The sequence below is a fragment of the Gracilimonas sp. genome (assembly GCF_035704785.1).
Lineage (GTDB): Bacteria > Bacteroidota > Rhodothermia > Balneolales > Balneolaceae > Gracilimonas.
On sequence record NZ_DASSWP010000140.1, the window covers coordinates 1 to 16,172 of the forward strand.

The 16,172-nt window shown below is 41.0% G+C and carries 15 protein-coding genes; all 15 read right to left on the bottom strand.

Features of this window, described 5'->3' with window-relative positions; all coding sequences use genetic code 11:
* Positions 1 to 794: arsenite methyltransferase (locus tag VFM80_RS08425; protein ID WP_395071385.1), on the bottom strand; the 794-nt coding region annotated here is incomplete at its 3' end.
* 1 nt (position 795) lies between these two features.
* Entirely contained in the window at positions 796 to 1,128 is a 333-nt protein-coding gene (locus VFM80_RS08430; protein ID WP_395071386.1) for an ArsR/SmtB family transcription factor, read from the bottom strand.
* A 243-nt stretch (positions 1,129 to 1,371) separates the two neighbouring features.
* Complete coding sequence (locus VFM80_RS08435) at positions 1,372 to 4,257, bottom strand: TonB-dependent receptor (protein WP_395071387.1); 2,886 nt, start codon at positions 4,255 to 4,257, stop codon at positions 1,372 to 1,374.
* A gap of 103 nt (positions 4,258 to 4,360) precedes the next feature.
* On the bottom strand, positions 4,361 to 5,890 hold the full coding sequence (locus VFM80_RS08440; RefSeq protein WP_395071388.1) for a hypothetical protein: 1,530 nt from the start codon (positions 5,888 to 5,890) through the stop codon (positions 4,361 to 4,363).
* 270 nt (positions 5,891 to 6,160) lie between these two features.
* A complete protein-coding gene (ftsH, locus tag VFM80_RS08445; protein ID WP_395071389.1) occupies positions 6,161 to 8,308 on the bottom strand; it encodes an ATP-dependent zinc metalloprotease FtsH in 2,148 nt (715 codons plus the stop codon).
* Positions 8,309 to 8,430: 122 nt separating this feature from the next.
* Positions 8,431 to 9,459: a thiamine-phosphate kinase gene (thiL, locus tag VFM80_RS08450; RefSeq protein WP_395071390.1), complete on the bottom strand. Its 1,029-nt coding sequence runs from the start codon at positions 9,457 to 9,459 to the stop codon at positions 8,431 to 8,433.
* A gap of 79 nt (positions 9,460 to 9,538) precedes the next feature.
* Entirely contained in the window at positions 9,539 to 9,991 is a 453-nt protein-coding gene (locus VFM80_RS08455; protein ID WP_395071391.1) for an ExbD/TolR family protein, read from the bottom strand.
* Positions 9,992 to 9,993: 2 nt separating this feature from the next.
* Positions 9,994 to 10,536, bottom strand: a complete 543-nt coding sequence (locus VFM80_RS08460; protein WP_395071392.1) for an ExbD/TolR family protein — start codon at positions 10,534 to 10,536, stop codon at positions 9,994 to 9,996.
* Positions 10,537 to 10,551: 15 nt separating this feature from the next.
* Entirely contained in the window at positions 10,552 to 10,818 is a 267-nt protein-coding gene (locus tag VFM80_RS08465) for a hypothetical protein (protein WP_395071393.1), read from the bottom strand.
* 35 nt (positions 10,819 to 10,853) lie between these two features.
* Positions 10,854 to 11,582: a MotA/TolQ/ExbB proton channel family protein gene (locus VFM80_RS08470; protein ID WP_395071394.1), complete on the bottom strand. Its 729-nt coding sequence runs from the start codon at positions 11,580 to 11,582 to the stop codon at positions 10,854 to 10,856.
* Between the two features lie 610 nt (positions 11,583 to 12,192).
* Complete coding sequence (locus tag VFM80_RS08475; RefSeq protein WP_395071395.1) at positions 12,193 to 12,366, bottom strand: hypothetical protein; 174 nt, start codon at positions 12,364 to 12,366, stop codon at positions 12,193 to 12,195.
* 324 nt (positions 12,367 to 12,690) lie between these two features.
* On the bottom strand, positions 12,691 to 14,607 hold the full coding sequence (locus tag VFM80_RS08480) for a protein-disulfide reductase DsbD family protein (RefSeq protein WP_395071396.1): 1,917 nt from the start codon (positions 14,605 to 14,607) through the stop codon (positions 12,691 to 12,693).
* Between the two features lie 133 nt (positions 14,608 to 14,740).
* On the bottom strand, positions 14,741 to 15,187 hold the full coding sequence (gene rplI / locus VFM80_RS08485; RefSeq protein WP_395071397.1) for a 50S ribosomal protein L9: 447 nt from the start codon (positions 15,185 to 15,187) through the stop codon (positions 14,741 to 14,743).
* 18 nt (positions 15,188 to 15,205) lie between these two features.
* Complete coding sequence (rpsR, locus tag VFM80_RS08490; RefSeq protein WP_395071398.1) at positions 15,206 to 15,457, bottom strand: 30S ribosomal protein S18; 252 nt, start codon at positions 15,455 to 15,457, stop codon at positions 15,206 to 15,208.
* 30 nt (positions 15,458 to 15,487) lie between these two features.
* Positions 15,488 to 15,880, bottom strand: coding sequence for a 30S ribosomal protein S6 (gene rpsF / locus VFM80_RS08495; RefSeq protein WP_395071399.1), 393 nt, complete (start codon positions 15,878 to 15,880; stop codon positions 15,488 to 15,490).
* Positions 15,881 to 16,172: the final 292 nt, after the last annotated feature.

The window sequence follows — 16,172 nt, forward strand, 5'->3', positions numbered from 1 at the left end:
ATACTGTAGATCCCGGTTCCACCCGAATTGAATTCAGCTATTTCATCCCCGTTCAAATATTGGGAAAGAATATCTTCAGGGATCTCGATCGGTTTTTCTTTTTGGATGGTGATGTTCTCAAATCCTGCATCCTTGATATGATCCAGATAGGTTTCTTTTTGGATGGCTCCTGCTACGCAGCCCGCATACATCTCGGCATCCTCGCGTAAAGCTTCAGGCAAATCTCCTTCCAGCACGATGTCGGAAATACTGAAATGCCCGCCCGGCTTAAGCACCCTAAAGATCTCACCAAACACTTTGGGTTTATTGGGAACCAAATTCAACACGCAATTACTGACGATCACATCTGCTACCGCATCAGAAACAGGCATATCTTCAATATCTCCATATCGGAATTCCACATTATTGAAGCCTAATTTACCAGCGTTTTGACGGGCTTTCTTGATCATAGGTTCGGTGAAGTCAATTCCCAGAACCTTCCCCTCAGCACCCGTTTCGTGACGGGCTACAAAACAGTCATTCCCAGCACCGGAACCCAGGTCGATCACATAGTCCCCTTTCTTTATCTGAGCGAATTGAGTTGGAAGTCCGCATCCCAGACCGAGGTCGGCATCCGAGTTATAACCTTCCAGTTCACTGTAATCGTCCGTCATGATGTTGTATACCTTGGAGGAATCTCCGCCGGCTCCGCAACAGCTGCGGACATTATAATCTTTAGCTTGTTCGCTGATCTCTGAATATTTCTTCCGAACGGTTTCTTTGAGTTCTTCAGGTGATTGGGTTTCTGTTTTCATATTAGCAGCAGTTTGGATTTGGTATTGAAAATTCCTTGATCATAGCTTCCATCACAGATTTGAATTCAGCCAGATTCTCTTCATCAAAGCAATAACAGGTTCGCACTCCTTCTATCTCGCCTTTGATGATCCCGGCAGATTTAAGCGCCTTGAGATGTTGCGAAACCGTTGACTGTGCAAGTGGAAGTTCTTCCGTTATATCTCCACAGTAACATGCATTTTTTTTTGCCAGAATTTGAAGGATCGCTATGCGTGCGGGATGCGCAATTGCCTTCGCAAACTCGGCAGCTTTGATCTGTTTTTCGTCAAATAATTGTGCTTTTGTAATCGCCATGATCGTATATCGTAATTTTACGATTAATAATACTGTGAATTGCAACAATAGTCAACAATTGGTTCATTAAAAAGTAAGGACGTATTGCAATACGCCCTTACGGTTCAGCGATGATCTGCGAAATCTGTGCAATCCCAAAAATCTGCGATCAAAAAAAGAGAGTCCCAATCCCTCGGGGCTCTCCTTGATCAGCACACCTCACAGTTATGTGAGACGTATATTTGACGTAATAAGTAGATCAGATCAAAAGGAGTACTTATATCCGATACTTATACTACGATGTTCATTATAGCTGCTAAAGATCTGGTCAGCAGTGTTGAAACCCTGATAAAATTCATCTCTGGAATCATCCAAAATATTAGTGACGCTGAAACTCAGAGTCGACTTACCTTCTTCTCCAAAGCTTTTATTCATGTTGAAATTGAGGCTGTGATAGGGTTGTGAATACACATCGGGGAAAAGTCCCCCACCAACAGCAGTAAGCGTTTCTCCTTTCACATTATAAAAGAATCCGGCATCCAGCCCCTTGTCTAAGTTATCGTATGTGAATCCGGCATTAATAACGTAGGGAGACTGTCCGGCCATATTGCGTGTATCATCTACATTCTGACCGTCTTTTTCACTATTCTTACGGGCTCTGTATTCCTGCTCGGTCATGTCGATCTCAGATCTAACTAAGGTCACATTGGTGGTGATGCCAAAATTGCGGATTGATTCAGATATGAATCCCAGCGATTTCCTTACTTCGAATTCCGCTCCATATACCTGACCATCTCCCACATTTCTTGGCTGAAATTCACTTGAGGTTACCTGGACCTGAATTCGAACTAACTCGATGGGATCCTGAAACGTTTTATAAAATAAACTGGCTGAGATCATTTCATTCAACCCCATATATTTTTCCCATCGAAAGTCGTAATTGTTGATGTAGGTTTCTGTCAGATTGCCATCCCAATCCCCAATTTTAAATAAACCTCCGTTAAAAATACGGTCGGATACCGGATCCAGGATCTGAGCAAATGACAATTCCTTAAATGAAGGACGGGCGATAGTTCTTGAATAGGCAAGTCTCAGATTTTGATCATTACCCACTTCAAAACTCAGGTTTGCTGATGGAAACAGATCCAGGCCATCCAGTACCTTTTCATTATCCAGATTGTTTCCGCTCCCACCCTGCGCAAACAAGGCATCGCGGCCTGTGTGGCGCTGAGTGTACTGTTCAGCTCTTAGGCCAACATACACCTTCAGTCTCTCAAAAGGGCTGAATTCATTGGATACGTAACCCGCGTAACTGTTTACATTGGAATTGTAAGCGTTTGGATTAGGATCAGGGTTCCCGGATTGATAGTAAATGTTGCCGCCACCACCATAAAGATTTTCCTCAACCAGGATCTCTGAAGGGTCTCCCTCAAAAACAGGTTGTGATCCAAAGAACTGCAAGTTGAACGACAGTATTTCAAAATCTCGTTCTTTATACACATAGCTGCCACCAAACTTTAGTTTGGCCGGTAAGTCGAAGAGATCATACTCACGTGTGATATCTAAGCGATTTGCATAGTTAACCTCATCCATATATCTCCAGATACGACTTGGGAAGCCTCCGGCTCCTGCATTGAAGCGCGGATTGGTACCTGTCAAAGACAGCGTATAGGCCGTTTTCCGAATATCAGGATCGGTCATGGATGAAAAAGTAGCTGAGGCTCTCCAATTAACTTCCCAGTTAGTGTCATCAAAATAATTTATCCCGTTCAGTAGAAAATTGGTGATACTTCTTTGGCCGTACTCCAGATTATAGGAATCGGCCGTGTACCCGGATTGACCCGGTGCAGAAACACTGTTATCAATGAAAAAATTACCGGCTGTGCTTTCCCCGTTCTGAAGGTGCAAAGCTGTAAACTTGTACTTTGAGTTTTCGGTTTTGAATGCAAGGCCTGCAAGACCACCTAACAGCACACTTTGTTCAGACAGTGTTCCGTTTTGTCTGGTAGCGTAGATCAGGTCGTAAGCACTCGGGTCAGGTTGATTCTGATATTCTCCCAGCTGATAATTATTGTAGTGGTTGGATGAACTTTTATATGTCAGGGACATGATGTATCCCAATTTATTATCACTGAACACATTGTATTGATTACCAAGTGTCAGGCTTGCGCTATAGTTTGCAAAATTCGTTGAAGAATAAGGACCCAGCGTTGGGTTAAAACTGTTCACGAAATTGAACACCTCCTCACTCGAACTGCCACTAATAGGAGAAGGTATGTCTGAGTTACCAGCTCCGCTTGGCAGTTCTCGTGCTCCATTGTCGAACCCTAAAAAATCCGTGTTGCTTCCGTCATAGGTCAGGAAATTACTGTTGAAATGCATGTCAGGATTGTAGTCGAAACTGATTGAAAAATCATAGATCGGCTTTTGCGGAAAATCAATTGTTTCGATATTCACAATACCTCCTGTAAAATTAGCCGGCATTTCTGCAACCGCTGTTTTGGTGATCACCATGTTGTTGATCAGATTTGTAGGAAAAATATCGATCTGCAAACTATTACGGTCAGGGTCCAAACTTGGGATCTGAACAGAGTTTAGCATTGTTTGTGTGTAGCGGTCACCAAGTCCCCTTACATAAACATATTTCCCGTCTTCAACAGAAACACCGGTCACTTTTTTAAGGGCTTCGGCTGCATCAGAAACTCCGGTCTTGGAAAAGGCCTCAGCTGAAATTCCATCGATCAGGTTAGGTGAGTTCATCTTTGCCGTCATAATGGCTGCTTCAGAAATGGTCACTCGCTGTGAAGTTACGACAACCCCCTCCAACTCACTAATAGCGGGGTGTAAACGAATGTTTCCAAGATTGGTCACTTCTCCTTCTTCTATCTCAACGTTTTCAATATCAATAGTTTGATATGAGATATAAGATATTCGCAGTGTGTATTCACCGGGGGCAAGTTCCAATTCAAACTTCCCGTCAAAATCGGAAGTAGTACCGGTTCCCATACTTTGAATGTATATAGTTGCACCGAAAATTGTTTCGGCTGTTTCATCGTCAATTATAGTTCCTCGGAGTGTACCTTTTTGAGCAAAGGCATTAATTGAAAAACTACAAACCAAAAATAGTATTGGTAGAATTTGTTTAGTCATTTTATTAGTGCTGATCTTTATTATTTCGAGATAATGGGTGCAAATAAAAATTGCTTGCCCTTCTTTCAGAAAGGGCAAGCAAATAAGCTACGAGTGTGTATGTTTAAAGTCCTATGCTGCTTAGAGCACCGGATACATCTGCCCATGTAAAGCCAAATACACTTGCATCGGCACCTACAGTGGCAGCGTTAATGTCAGCTACTTCTGTAACTTCAGCATCAAGTCCGCCGGTGAAATAATCGGCTACTGTCAATCCACTTGGGATCACAGCTTCAATGTTTGTAATGGAGTAACCATTGGTATTGGAAGCATAAATAGAGTAGTCATCTGATACCACATGAGCAGCTGCCCCATCATTGACATCTAATCCAAAGAAGAACAGGTTGTTCATGTTTACATCGGTGTTATCATCTACGTCGACAAGTATCTCTGAACCATTACCCTCCATGTAAATACTAACATTGTTGATGTTGTGACCTGTGCTTGTAAAAGTCCCTTCTGGTCCGTCCAGTTCAAAAGCTGAACCAGCTGGGCTTACGATCACAATATTATCAACAGTACCCGACCAAGCCTGATCGGTATCGATAGCGTCATCACCACTATTCCAAACAAGTACGTTAGTTACGTTAACCGTGCCACCAAACCACTCGACACCATCATCCTGATTGGCTACTACTTCGATGTTCTCAACTACCGTGCCTGAACCAACTCCACCAAGAGTCAGACCATTGATCTCATTTCCTTCACCGATGTTTGCTCCACCATGGCGAATTGAGATATAGGTAATAGATCCTGAGTTGTCTGCCGGATCGTTACCACCGTAAAGACCATTGGTATCAGAAGATGGAATCCCTTCGATCTGAGTTTCAGTTAAATCATCACCATTGGTGTTAGAAGCAGAGATAGGCGCATTTCCTAATACAATCACACCGCCCCATAATCCATTAATATCCGGATCAAGATTAGGGCTTCCAAAGTTACCCGCATCTATGTCTTCAGGAGTGATCTCATCAGCTACTGATGTAAAAATGATAGGTTGTGTTGCTGTACCGTTTGCGTTAATTGTGGCATCACGTGCTACCAAAAGAGCAGTCGCATTAGACTGTGTACCAGCCTGACCCTTAACAACTACACCGGGTTCAATAGTAAGAGTAGCTCCGGCTTCAACGGCAATTCGCCCACCAAGAACGTAGGTTCTGCCGTCTCTCCAGGTAGTGTCAGAAGTAATATTATCAGAAACCAGAACAGTATTGTTGATATTTACTATCGCAGTAGCATCCTCGGTCTGTCCATCTTCGTCGGTAATGACAAGATCCACAGTTCCGGTTCCTACAGCAGTTGGGGTAAATTCAACCACAACTGAGCCCGATTGATCACCAGAAGAGGGCTCTGAAATAATAGTTGCGGTTCCGTTGTCAGCTGTTGCGCTTGAAGACGCATACCCACCATTAGCGGTAATTGTAAAAGTAATTTCGACCGGTTCATCAACAGTTCCGTTAGTTACTTCAGGTGCTTCAACACTTGGAGCTATAGACTGTTCAGTTCCGCTTGAATTATCATCACCACAAGAAATAAGTAGTAACGATGCCAGCATAAAACTGGCTAAATAAGTTAATGTAACTTTGAAGTTCATGGATTTTAGTATTTTATATTGGATTTTGAGTTTCAAACAGAATCAGTAGTTGAAATTTTACAACTTTGAATCAGCTTGTTTACTGCTGTACTGTTTTCACGAGCAAAAATAGAAGGCGCACGTTTATGTAATGTTACCCGTGAATTATCCTTTAGTTATCTCAACTTTACGCTAATGTTAAGAAGGGCGAGCATTAGCCTATTTCAATGGAGGGCATAAAAAAAGAGGCACCGATCAGTTCAGTGCCTCTTGATTTTTTTTAATGAGGTTTTATTCCTTTTCTTCTTTTTCCTTTTTTTCTTTGGAAGAAGTTTTGTCATCATCAGGTGTTGATTCCTCACTTATAACATCAGCGTCGTTAGCTTTTTTTTCAGCTTCTGCACTTTTATCTGAGGAATTTTCCAATACATTATTCTTGGATTCCTTTTTACCCTCTTTTGAAACTCCGTTCTTTTTCGACTCTGAAGATTTCTCAAAGATGCCGGCAGGGTATTTACCATGTGGGCGATCGCCAAGTAACTCACGAAGTGCATGATGATCCAACACTTCACGTTCAAGCAAAGCTTTGGCAAGTTTCTCTAATTCATCTTTATGCTTATTGAGCAATTCAATAGTTCGATCGTGGTTTTTATCAATTATACTGCGTACTTCCTGATCAATTTGCTGACTTGTAGACTCAGAGTATTTTTTGTTGAAACCATAGCTATTTTCAGCATTCTGAGAATCCTTAAGCGATATATATCCGAGTTTTTCGCTCATCCCATATTCTGCCACCATGGCAAAAGCCATCTTGGTAATTCGCTCAAGATCATTTTGGGCACCGGTGGAGATACGTCCGAATATAATTTCTTCAGCAACTCTCCCTCCCAATAAAGCACAGATCTTGTCATCCAGTTCTTCGGTAGTCATGAGGAATCGCTCTTCCAGGGGAGTTTGCAGCGTGTAACCTAAGGCAGCTAATCCACGGGGAACGATGCTTACCTTTAATACAGGATCGGTGTGCTCTAAGAACCAGCCAACAACAGCGTGGCCGGCCTCATGATAAGCAACGATCTTTCGTTCTTGAGGGCTGATAAGTTTGTTCTTACGCTCCAATCCTGCAATTACTTTCTCGATAGAATCCTGGAAGTCTTCCATTTCGATACTATTCTTTTCCCTTCGGGCTGCTAACAGTGCCGCCTCATTACAAAGGTTGGCAAGATCAGCACCTGCAAATCCCGGGGTTTGGGAAGCAAGAACTCTTAGGTCAATATCATCTCCGAGCTTGAGTTTTTTAGTATGAACTCTGAGGATCTCAACCCGGCCATTTAAATCCGGCTTATCGATCATGATCTGTCGGTCAAATCGTCCAGGGCGTAATAAGGCGGAGTCAAGAATATCAGGACGGTTAGTTGCCGCCATCAGGATAACTCCCTTATCGGAATTAAAACCATCCATCTCACTCAGTAACTGATTCAGCGTATTTTCACGCTCATCATTTGAGCCCATTGCCATACCGCGACCACGGGTTCGTCCAATGGAATCAATCTCATCAATAAAAATAATACAAGGTGCTTTTTCCTTTGCTTGTTTAAAGAGGTCACGAACTCGGGCAGCTCCTACCCCAACAAACATTTCCACAAAATCTGAACCACTCAAACTAAAGAAGGGTACGCTGGCTTCACCGGCGGTAGCTTTAGCCAACAAGGTTTTACCCGTACCCGGAGGGCCCACCAGTAACACACCTTTTGGCAGTACTCCACCAAGTTTAGTAAACTTTTGAGGGCTTCTAAGAAATTCTACTACTTCTTCAACTTCTGCTTTTGCTTCCTGAAGTCCTGCAACATCTTCAAATGTAACCTTGGTTTCTGTCTGTTGATCGTAAAGAGAAGCTTTATTCTTACCAATATTCAAGACCTGCTGTCCCGGATTCATCTTTCTGAAGATGAAGATCCAGATTACGATCAATATGGCAATAGGAATTAACCATATAAAAATCCCACTAAACCAATCTTCTTCAATGCGAACATCGAATTCTACTCCGTTTGCTTCCAAAATGGGGCGTATCTCATCATCCCGAAGCATTGTTGTGTTGAATTTTTTGAACTGATCAGTTTCACCGGTGGCAAACGGCATATTATTGTCCGTGTTTTCCGGCCGTGTGATTATTCCATCCGAAATGGCCTTGTCAGAATACTCCCCTGTTACATTAACCCCGTTGGTTATTGTGATCTGTGTGACATACCCATTTTCAACATATTTCAGAAACTCACTGTATTTGATCCTGTTTCCCGTTTCCGGAGAAAAGAAAAGTACTTGAGCAAGAAGTAGTACAAAGAATAGGACAAAGATGCTCCATGTTGGAAACTTAGGAGCATTCCCTCCTTTTTTGCCGCTGGGCTTAACAGATTTTTTTTTCTTGGGATTTTTTTGCGCCATTAAAACAAACTTAAAATATTATCTTAGATTGTAATATAATGAACCTTAAACTCAAATAAGTTTAAGAGATTCAATTATCTTTATTTAACTAATTGTTGGCAAAAAACGTGCCATGGGTCTTTTTATGACAAATCATCAAAAGATACTACATCTCCTTCTGCTGTCTGCATTTTCATTCCCTCTTCTTTTGCAACCATCCTTCCGATAACTACAAAGTCGCTGAAATGTTTCACGAATTCTTCCACCTTCTTCTCGGAAAGAGTAAACATTATTTCAAGATCTTCACCTCCAAATAGAGCATAACGGTCTACATCTTCCTGCATTTCGTCTGCAACCTGCCGGGTTTCAACTGCTATTGGCAAAGCCGCTTGGTATATATAAGCCCCTAACTCTGATGCATCAGACAATGCACTTATCTCACTCACTAGCCCTTTCGTGATATCGATCATAGATGTTGGGACTATTCCTTCTTTTTTAAGAATCTCGATAAGATCTCTCCTGGCTTCAGGCACTAATTGGCGCTTCACCACAAATTGATAATCACCGAGTTCAGGTTGAACAGATTCATCGCCATGTTCTTCCCAGTATTTCTTTTCCCTCATCAAAATTCTAAGACCGGCCAATGCTCCTCCAACATCTCCTGTAACACAAATTGCATCACCCTCGTTTGCGCCTTTACGATATGTTATTGAATCATTTTCTGCCTTTCCGTAAACGCTGATCGAAACCACAAGGTTTGCATGATTTGCTTTTAGATCACCGCCAACCACTTCTACTTCATTATTCTTACCTGCCGCATAAATACCCTTGTAAAGATCTTCGATCATTTGCACTGACATCCTGTTTGGTACAGCCAGATTGATCAATACTGCTTCCGGCATACCATTCATAGCATAGATATCACTTACTCCTGCAGAAACTATCTTATAGCCAAGATGATGAAATGGAGTATAGGTCGGGTCGAAATCAACCCCTTCTACATAGGTATCACTTGTCAGTAAAATCAAAGAATCGTTTGACTCTTTTATTACTGCCGCATCATCCCCTATAGATCTAATTACGTTCTTATTTTTATATGCATCAAAGTTGGTGATCTTTTTAAGAAGTGCGTTACTGCCAATACTTTGAATGGTTTGGAAAGATTCGGACATAGGTAAGCTTGAGTTAAATACAAAAAAAGGCACCTGCGCCTAACGACACAGTTGCCTTAATTACTTTTTAGATATCAGTCTAATTAGTTTCGCGTCGAGTAGAATAATTTATTCTAAACGTACTTGCTTGCTTTAGTTCTTCTTGAACATCTGTAAGAAGACCAAACTCAGAATTCTCATCTACCCTCAGAGAAACTATAAGCTTTGGTTGCTCTCGTAGTTTGTCGTACATAAGCGTTCTGATAGCGCCAATATCTTCTACAATGGCGTCGTCAATTTGAACTTTATCTTGCCCAAGTTGATTATTTGGGAGTCTTTCTGGTCCTATGTAAATGTAAGATAGAAGTCTCTTCTGTTCAATTTTCTCAATGTTTTCAGCTTGTGTTAAATTAACACGAACCTTTAATGTTACCTCTCTTAAAACAGTGGTAACCATAAAGAAGAACAGCAAGATAAATATAACGTCAGGCATTGCAGAAGTTGGCACTTCTTGCTTGCTTCCTGCTTGTTTTTTCTGAAAATGTGCTGCCATGATTATTCCTGATCAGGTTCTGCTATTGAAATTTTCTTAGGATACATATCCTTGATTTGGATCTGCTGGGCACTTTCATCATCTAAAGCACCATAGGGAACCCCATAGTTTGCAATAGAAGCTTCGTCCCTTAATTCTTTGTAAGCACCCATAACTTCATCAAGCATATTCACATAAATGCGATATGGTGTCTGACGTTGAGTTTTTACAGAAATAATAGCCAATTGAGAAGTTTCAGCAAGGTTTGGATCGTTATTTGGATTCTTTATGAATTCAATAAGACGTTCCTTCACTTGTGAAATTTGAGTTGGTTCCTCATCCATCAGAATTCTGCCTTCAGCATTCACCAGAATGTTCATCAGGTTTCGTTCTCTAATGGGGGGAGGATCTTCCTCTTCCAATGGTGGTGGTAAAACCAATCCAATCCCAGTATCCACATTAATTGTTGTAGTTACCAGAAAGAAAATCAACAGAAGAAAGGCAATATCAGCCATGGACGAACCATTAATATCAGCCTCTTCTCTTTTTCGTTTCTTGATTAACATATATGAATATCCTTATTAAAGCTTAAATGTACCGCGCATTCCGGTAAGTAAGATAGTCAAAGCCATCGCACCCAGCATAAAAACTGAAGTGAATACTCCGGCTTGGGGAATATCCCCTAATACAGCATATGAAATCCCAAATACAACAAATGGAACAGCCATCATGCCAATTCTTCTGTAATCCTGCTTACCGTTCATCACGCTTTTAATTCCTGCACCGAGTATTCCAAGAATACTCAGTACAATTAAGCCTATAGCAAGTCCAACACTTATTACAACCATAGTTTTATCCTTTTATTTTTTTGGATTATGATTATTTATTCGTCGTTGGAACCTGACTCAGGTCCTACATTAGGAATAAGCGGCTTACCTTCGTTCAATAAGATAATAGAATCAATTAGGGTAATAGAGCTTTCTTCCATTTCGGCAATTATACGGTCGATCTTTGATACACAATAATTGTACCCGATCTGAAGTATAATACCAGCTATCAAACCACCGGCTGTTGTAAGAAGGGCTACTTTAATACCACCAGCGACAATACTTGGTGAAATATCAGCTGCTGCTTCAATAGCATCAAATGCCTGGATCATACCTACTACCGTTCCAAGGAATCCTAAGAGAGGTGCGATGGCGATGAACAGAGACAACCAAACAAGCCCTCTTTCAAGAAAACTCATTTCAATTGAACCATAGGCAGAAATTGCTTTTTCAGCAGCATCAATGCCTTCATGGGAACGCATCAAACCAGCTTGAAAAACTGATGCAACAGGTCCTCTTGTTTGTGCACAAAGTTCTTCAGCGGCTTCAATACCACCATCCTGAAGAGCTTCTTGTACTTGTACTATAAATTTTCGTGTATTGATGTCAGCAAGATTAAGTGTAATGATCCTTTCAAGGAAAATTGCTAATCCCAAGATCAATGCAATGAGCACCGGCCACATCCAGCCACCGTCATTACCTTCGTTAAATTTTGCGACAATAACGTTAAAAAACCCTTCGTCAGCAGGGGCTTGTAATAGAAAAAGAGCAATCGACGATATCATGTCTACTCCGCTAGTTATTTAATTGTTAAAGGCTAAGATTAATGAAGCGAAAGAATAGGTCATTTTATTCTAAATGTCAAAGTAACATCCATCTTAAAGTAGCATTTTTACGTAATGTTACTCTGTTTAATAAGTAAGATGCTAAATTCCTTAATTTTATTGGATTTAGTTTAAATATTGCACTCATAACTAATTTTATAGTATGAATATCCGGTCCATCTGATATTGTTCTCCCATCATAATTAAAACTAAACCGGACAAAATTGCTTAATCTATAAGTACTGTTGAGCGACCAAATTAAATTGGTTCCCTCCCCCGTCCCCTCTGTTAATTCTTAATTTCCATAGATAGTTGAGTTGCCATCAATTCTTGTATTTCTTACTTATAATCGGCTTCCTGTACGGCGTTCAGCAGATCAAGCTCTCTCCAAAAGGTACCTGCACTGTACTCAAATCGTTCCGGAACGAACTTAAATTCAACAAATAGATGTCCCGCAGATTTTCTGTTGTTGAATTCTCTGTGATATCAATTCTGGATCTCAACGCTATCCCGGATAACCAACCTTCTGATACTTTTGCAAATGGTTTAAAAGTATTTAACAGCCGCACATTTAAATAACCGGGAGCAATTCATCTGCAGGCAAATACTGCCTGATAAAAGCACCTTCATTCAGACTCACCTCAAGAAAAAACTCATCGATCTGCCGAACTCCATCGTTTTTGATAACATCCCAGGTATATTGACCTATCTCGGGGCCTGCTTCTATATAGGTCTCTTGAAGCAATGCCTGCCTTTGTGTATTGGCTTCATAGAAAAACTCTCCATCAATAATTCATTCACTGTTGAATAATCAGTTACTGATTTGATCAAAAGACCTTTACGCTTTGTGTTTCCTTCAGCTTCAAATGCCTCCGTAAATTCCTAAACCCTGAACCTGACCTCATTCCTTGAATTAAAATTAGTGCTTGGGTTATAGTTCAATCAATTCCTTTGCTCAAAAGCTGTTGCTTAATTTAAAAATGCCTTTCTTAATGGACGTTACAGCCAGGTTGATCTACATTTATTAAGGTTTGATTAAGGCTAAAGCTTTCGCGAGAAAGGGTCGCAATTAGCGGGAATTAAACTTTTGGAGTCCCCGGTCTAAAAATGATACGAATTTATCCGCTTTGCTGTACCCTAAACTCTGTTCAATTACCCGACCTGTTTCGGGATCAACAATGGCATATGTGGGCAAGGCTACATTTCCGGTCAGCTCAAATTGGAACATTTGATTTTCAGGGCCATCCTTACCACCATCAGTATATAGTTTCACCAGTACCATTTTATCAAAGCGGGATACCACCTCTTCTAGTGGAAATACATTCGATTCCATTGCCCTACAGTTTGTGCAAGTATAACCTGTAAAATCAATAAATATAGGTTTTTCTTCTTGCAAGGCGATCTCACGTGAGGCTTCATAATCGTCTGACCACCCATCATCAGCACTGGTTGCCACTCCTGTTCCCGAAGCCATACCAATAGATGCAACCAAACTTACATCTGTTGCCTGTTTTGGCGGAAGAAAAGCGTCCCAAATTCCTAATGAAGAACCTAACAGTCCCGGTATCAGGTAAAAGCTGAACAGCAGAAATGGGATCGATAAAAGCATCCGTCCCGTAGTAATACTCTCCGGCTTTTTTTCATGTTTGAGAGAATAAGTTCCAAGTAAATACAGAGCCGTTAGCAAGAAAATGGCAATCCATGCGGCTATTGTCATTGGCCTCGAAATCATTCCCCATTGCCATACAAGGTCAGCGTTGGAAAGAAACTTGAATGCAGCTGCCAACTCGATAAAACCAAGCAATACCTTTACCACGTTCATCCATGAACCACTCTTTGGAAGAGATTCCATCCACTTGGGGAAAATAGCGAGAACCACAAACGGACTTGCAAATGCAGCAGAAAATCCGATCATGCCGATTATAGGATAAAACCATTCTCCACCTGTAGTGGCGGCAAAAACCCCTCCAACAAATGGAGCAGTACACGAGAAGGAAACCGCACTTATGGTAAGTGACATAAAAATGATTCCGGCGATGCCTGAACTCTGATTGCTTTTCCGGTTTAACCAGTTGGTAAGCTGATGAGGCAATTGCAATTCATACATCCCCAATAAACTGAAAGCAAAAGCAACCAATAAAAAGGCGATAAATAAGTTTACCCATGGATTAGAAGCAAAGTTCTGTGCTCCTGATACTCCAAAAATGGCTGCCAATAAAACTCCCAACAACGTGAAAGTGATAACAATACCCAACCCAAATAAAAACGCTTTACCAATACCTTTTCCATTGTCTTCTTGCTTAGCAAAATAGGATACCGTAAGTGGTATCATTGGAAATACACAAGGGGTTAAAAGCGCGGCAAAACCAGCTAGTATAGCTATCCAGATAAATGAGAACACCCCATCTCCTCCTAAAGCAGAACTTTTTATTTGAGCAGTTTCTCCTGATACCTCTTCTTCACTTCCATCAAAAACGGCTGCTTCAACCGGGTTATCAGATACCCCGGCAACAGTAACCCCGGCTATTATTGATTTTGTTTTTGGAGGAAGGCACACCCTGTCATCACACACCTGATAGTACACTTCAATATCAAGATTTTGCTTACCGGTTTGATTGGTTCTAACTGCTACCGGAATTGTAAAAGTCGCAAAACTGCTGTGCCAGCCTAATTCTGCTTCAAAGTTCGGATCAAATTCGATATCCGCTTCTGACTCAACGGGATCACCGGCAAATACAAAGTTATTTGAATTAGCTGAAAATTCGGTGGGAAACGGTCCAGCGTCTTCATCATTAAGAATTGAATAAAGATGCCAGTTCCCTTCGATCGAAGCTTCGATCTCAATTTCAAAAACTTCACCGGCCAATACTGAATCCGGAGCATCAGAAATATTGAATTTTACAGGGTCAGGAATTTGAGCCTGAATTAAAAATGGGGATAACATCAAAAAGATGATCCCCATTAAAGCTGTGTGAAATGATTTCATTAGTGCTAATTTCATTGAGCTGAACTAAGTGAATTACTCTGAAAGTATTCAGAGCTGCATAAGCTGCTATTTCTTACGAACTCTAACTTAGTCCACTCGAAATTATTACAATGGAATTCGAAAGTGTCCGTAATTATTCTTCTTTGACAACCCAAAATTTTACCTGCGGGTTCAAGTCACCAACCAAGCTAACGGTAGCTGTGTATTCACCAAGTGCTTTAACATCTTGATCTAAGCTGATGTCTTTTTTGTCCACCATAATTTCACGTTCTTCTAAAGCAGCTGCAATATCTGCGTTAGTTACAGTACCGTGAATTTTGTCTTCTTCACCGGTGGTAACAGGAATAGTCAATGAAGTAGCTTCCAGCAATTGAGCCAGTTCCTTTGCTTCTTTAACGATAAATTCTGCTTGTCGGGCGGCTTCTTTCTTGAGGCGCGCCAGCTCCTGAATAGCTCCTTTGGTTGCCATAATGGCTTTACCCTCAGGAATCAGATAATTTCTGCCGTAGCCGTCTTTTACATCAACAACTTCACCGGACTGTCCTAATTTTTCTACGTCTTCTCTAAGAATGATCTTCATAATTCTGTCGTCTTAATTTTATCGGAGATTTTCAGCTACATATGGCAAAAGGGCCAAAAAACGAGCGCGTTTGATCGCCGTAGTTAACTGCCGCTGATGTTTTGCGCTGGTACCGGTTACACGACGCGGAAGGATCTTACCTTGGTCGTTGGTAAAACGCTGAAGGGTTTCAGTGTCTTTGTAATCAATATACTCTAGTCCGGCACGGGTAAACTTACATTGCTTAACCTTGCGTTGATTTTTTTTCGGGTGTGATGGATTCTTAATCATAATTCAATTTCTTTTGGTGAGGATTCTGTCTTAATCGTCGTCTTCGTTATTTTCATCATCATCGTCATCTTCAAATGCGAAGACATCAGGAACTTCGTTTTTCTTTTGAAGTTCACGATGACGCAGCATTTTTGCGTCATACTTAAGGGTAAGGAAACGAAGAATGTCGTCATCAATACGTAATTGTCTTTCAACAGAGGCGATAGCTTCAGCAGGTGCATCAAAATACATATTCACGTAATAACCGCTACCTTTTTTGTCAATGTTGTAAGAAAATTGACGTAAGCCCCACTCATCAACTTCATCGATTTCTCCACCGTTATTTTCGATCAGTTTGGTAACTTTATCAACGGTTTCTTTGAACTTATCCTCTTCGAGAACAGGATTTATGATATAGGTAAACTCGTAATAGTTCTTGCTCATTTTAATAAGTTTTCTTTGGGTGCTTTCTGAGATGAAAGCAGTCACTCTGGCACTTTGCCGAGCAACAGAAGAATCAAAGATAAGCTTTTTTCAAGGTCTATTCCAACCTTAAGAAATGATTCTTTTTAACCGAGCAATAAATTGGTAAGTGTATCTCCGTTACTCAATCTGTATATGTTAAAATCGCTATCCAGAGAAATGACCTTATCCAGATTCTTAGCTTGGGCAGCTACCAATAAAGAAGCATCCGCAAAATCTGCGGGCAGCTCGTTATACTTTTCAACGACTTCCC

Coding starts and splice junctions, on each gene's coding strand:
- VFM80_RS08430 (WP_395071386.1), bottom strand. CDS start 1,128: ATGGCGATTACAAAAGCACAATTATTTGACGAAAAACAGATCAAAGCT.
- VFM80_RS08435 (WP_395071387.1), bottom strand. CDS start 4,257: ATGACTAAACAAATTCTACCAATACTATTTTTGGTTTGTAGTTTTTCA.
- VFM80_RS08440 (WP_395071388.1), bottom strand. CDS start 5,890: ATGAACTTCAAAGTTACATTAACTTATTTAGCCAGTTTTATGCTGGCA.
- ftsH (WP_395071389.1), bottom strand. CDS start 8,308: ATGGCGCAAAAAAATCCCAAGAAAAAAAAATCTGTTAAGCCCAGCGGC.
- thiL (WP_395071390.1), bottom strand. CDS start 9,459: ATGTCCGAATCTTTCCAAACCATTCAAAGTATTGGCAGTAACGCACTT.
- VFM80_RS08455 (WP_395071391.1), bottom strand. CDS start 9,991: ATGGCAGCACATTTTCAGAAAAAACAAGCAGGAAGCAAGCAAGAAGTG.
- VFM80_RS08460 (WP_395071392.1), bottom strand. CDS start 10,536: ATGTTAATCAAGAAACGAAAAAGAGAAGAGGCTGATATTAATGGTTCG.
- VFM80_RS08465 (WP_395071393.1), bottom strand. CDS start 10,818: ATGGTTGTAATAAGTGTTGGACTTGCTATAGGCTTAATTGTACTGAGT.
- VFM80_RS08470 (WP_395071394.1), bottom strand. CDS start 11,582: ATGATATCGTCGATTGCTCTTTTTCTATTACAAGCCCCTGCTGACGAA.
- VFM80_RS08480 (WP_395071396.1), bottom strand. CDS start 14,607: ATGAAATCATTTCACACAGCTTTAATGGGGATCATCTTTTTGATGTTA.
- rplI (WP_395071397.1), bottom strand. CDS start 15,187: ATGAAGATCATTCTTAGAGAAGACGTAGAAAAATTAGGACAGTCCGGT.
- rpsR (WP_395071398.1), bottom strand. CDS start 15,457: ATGATTAAGAATCCATCACACCCGAAAAAAAATCAACGCAAGGTTAAG.
- rpsF (WP_395071399.1), bottom strand. CDS start 15,880: ATGAGCAAGAACTATTACGAGTTTACCTATATCATAAATCCTGTTCTC.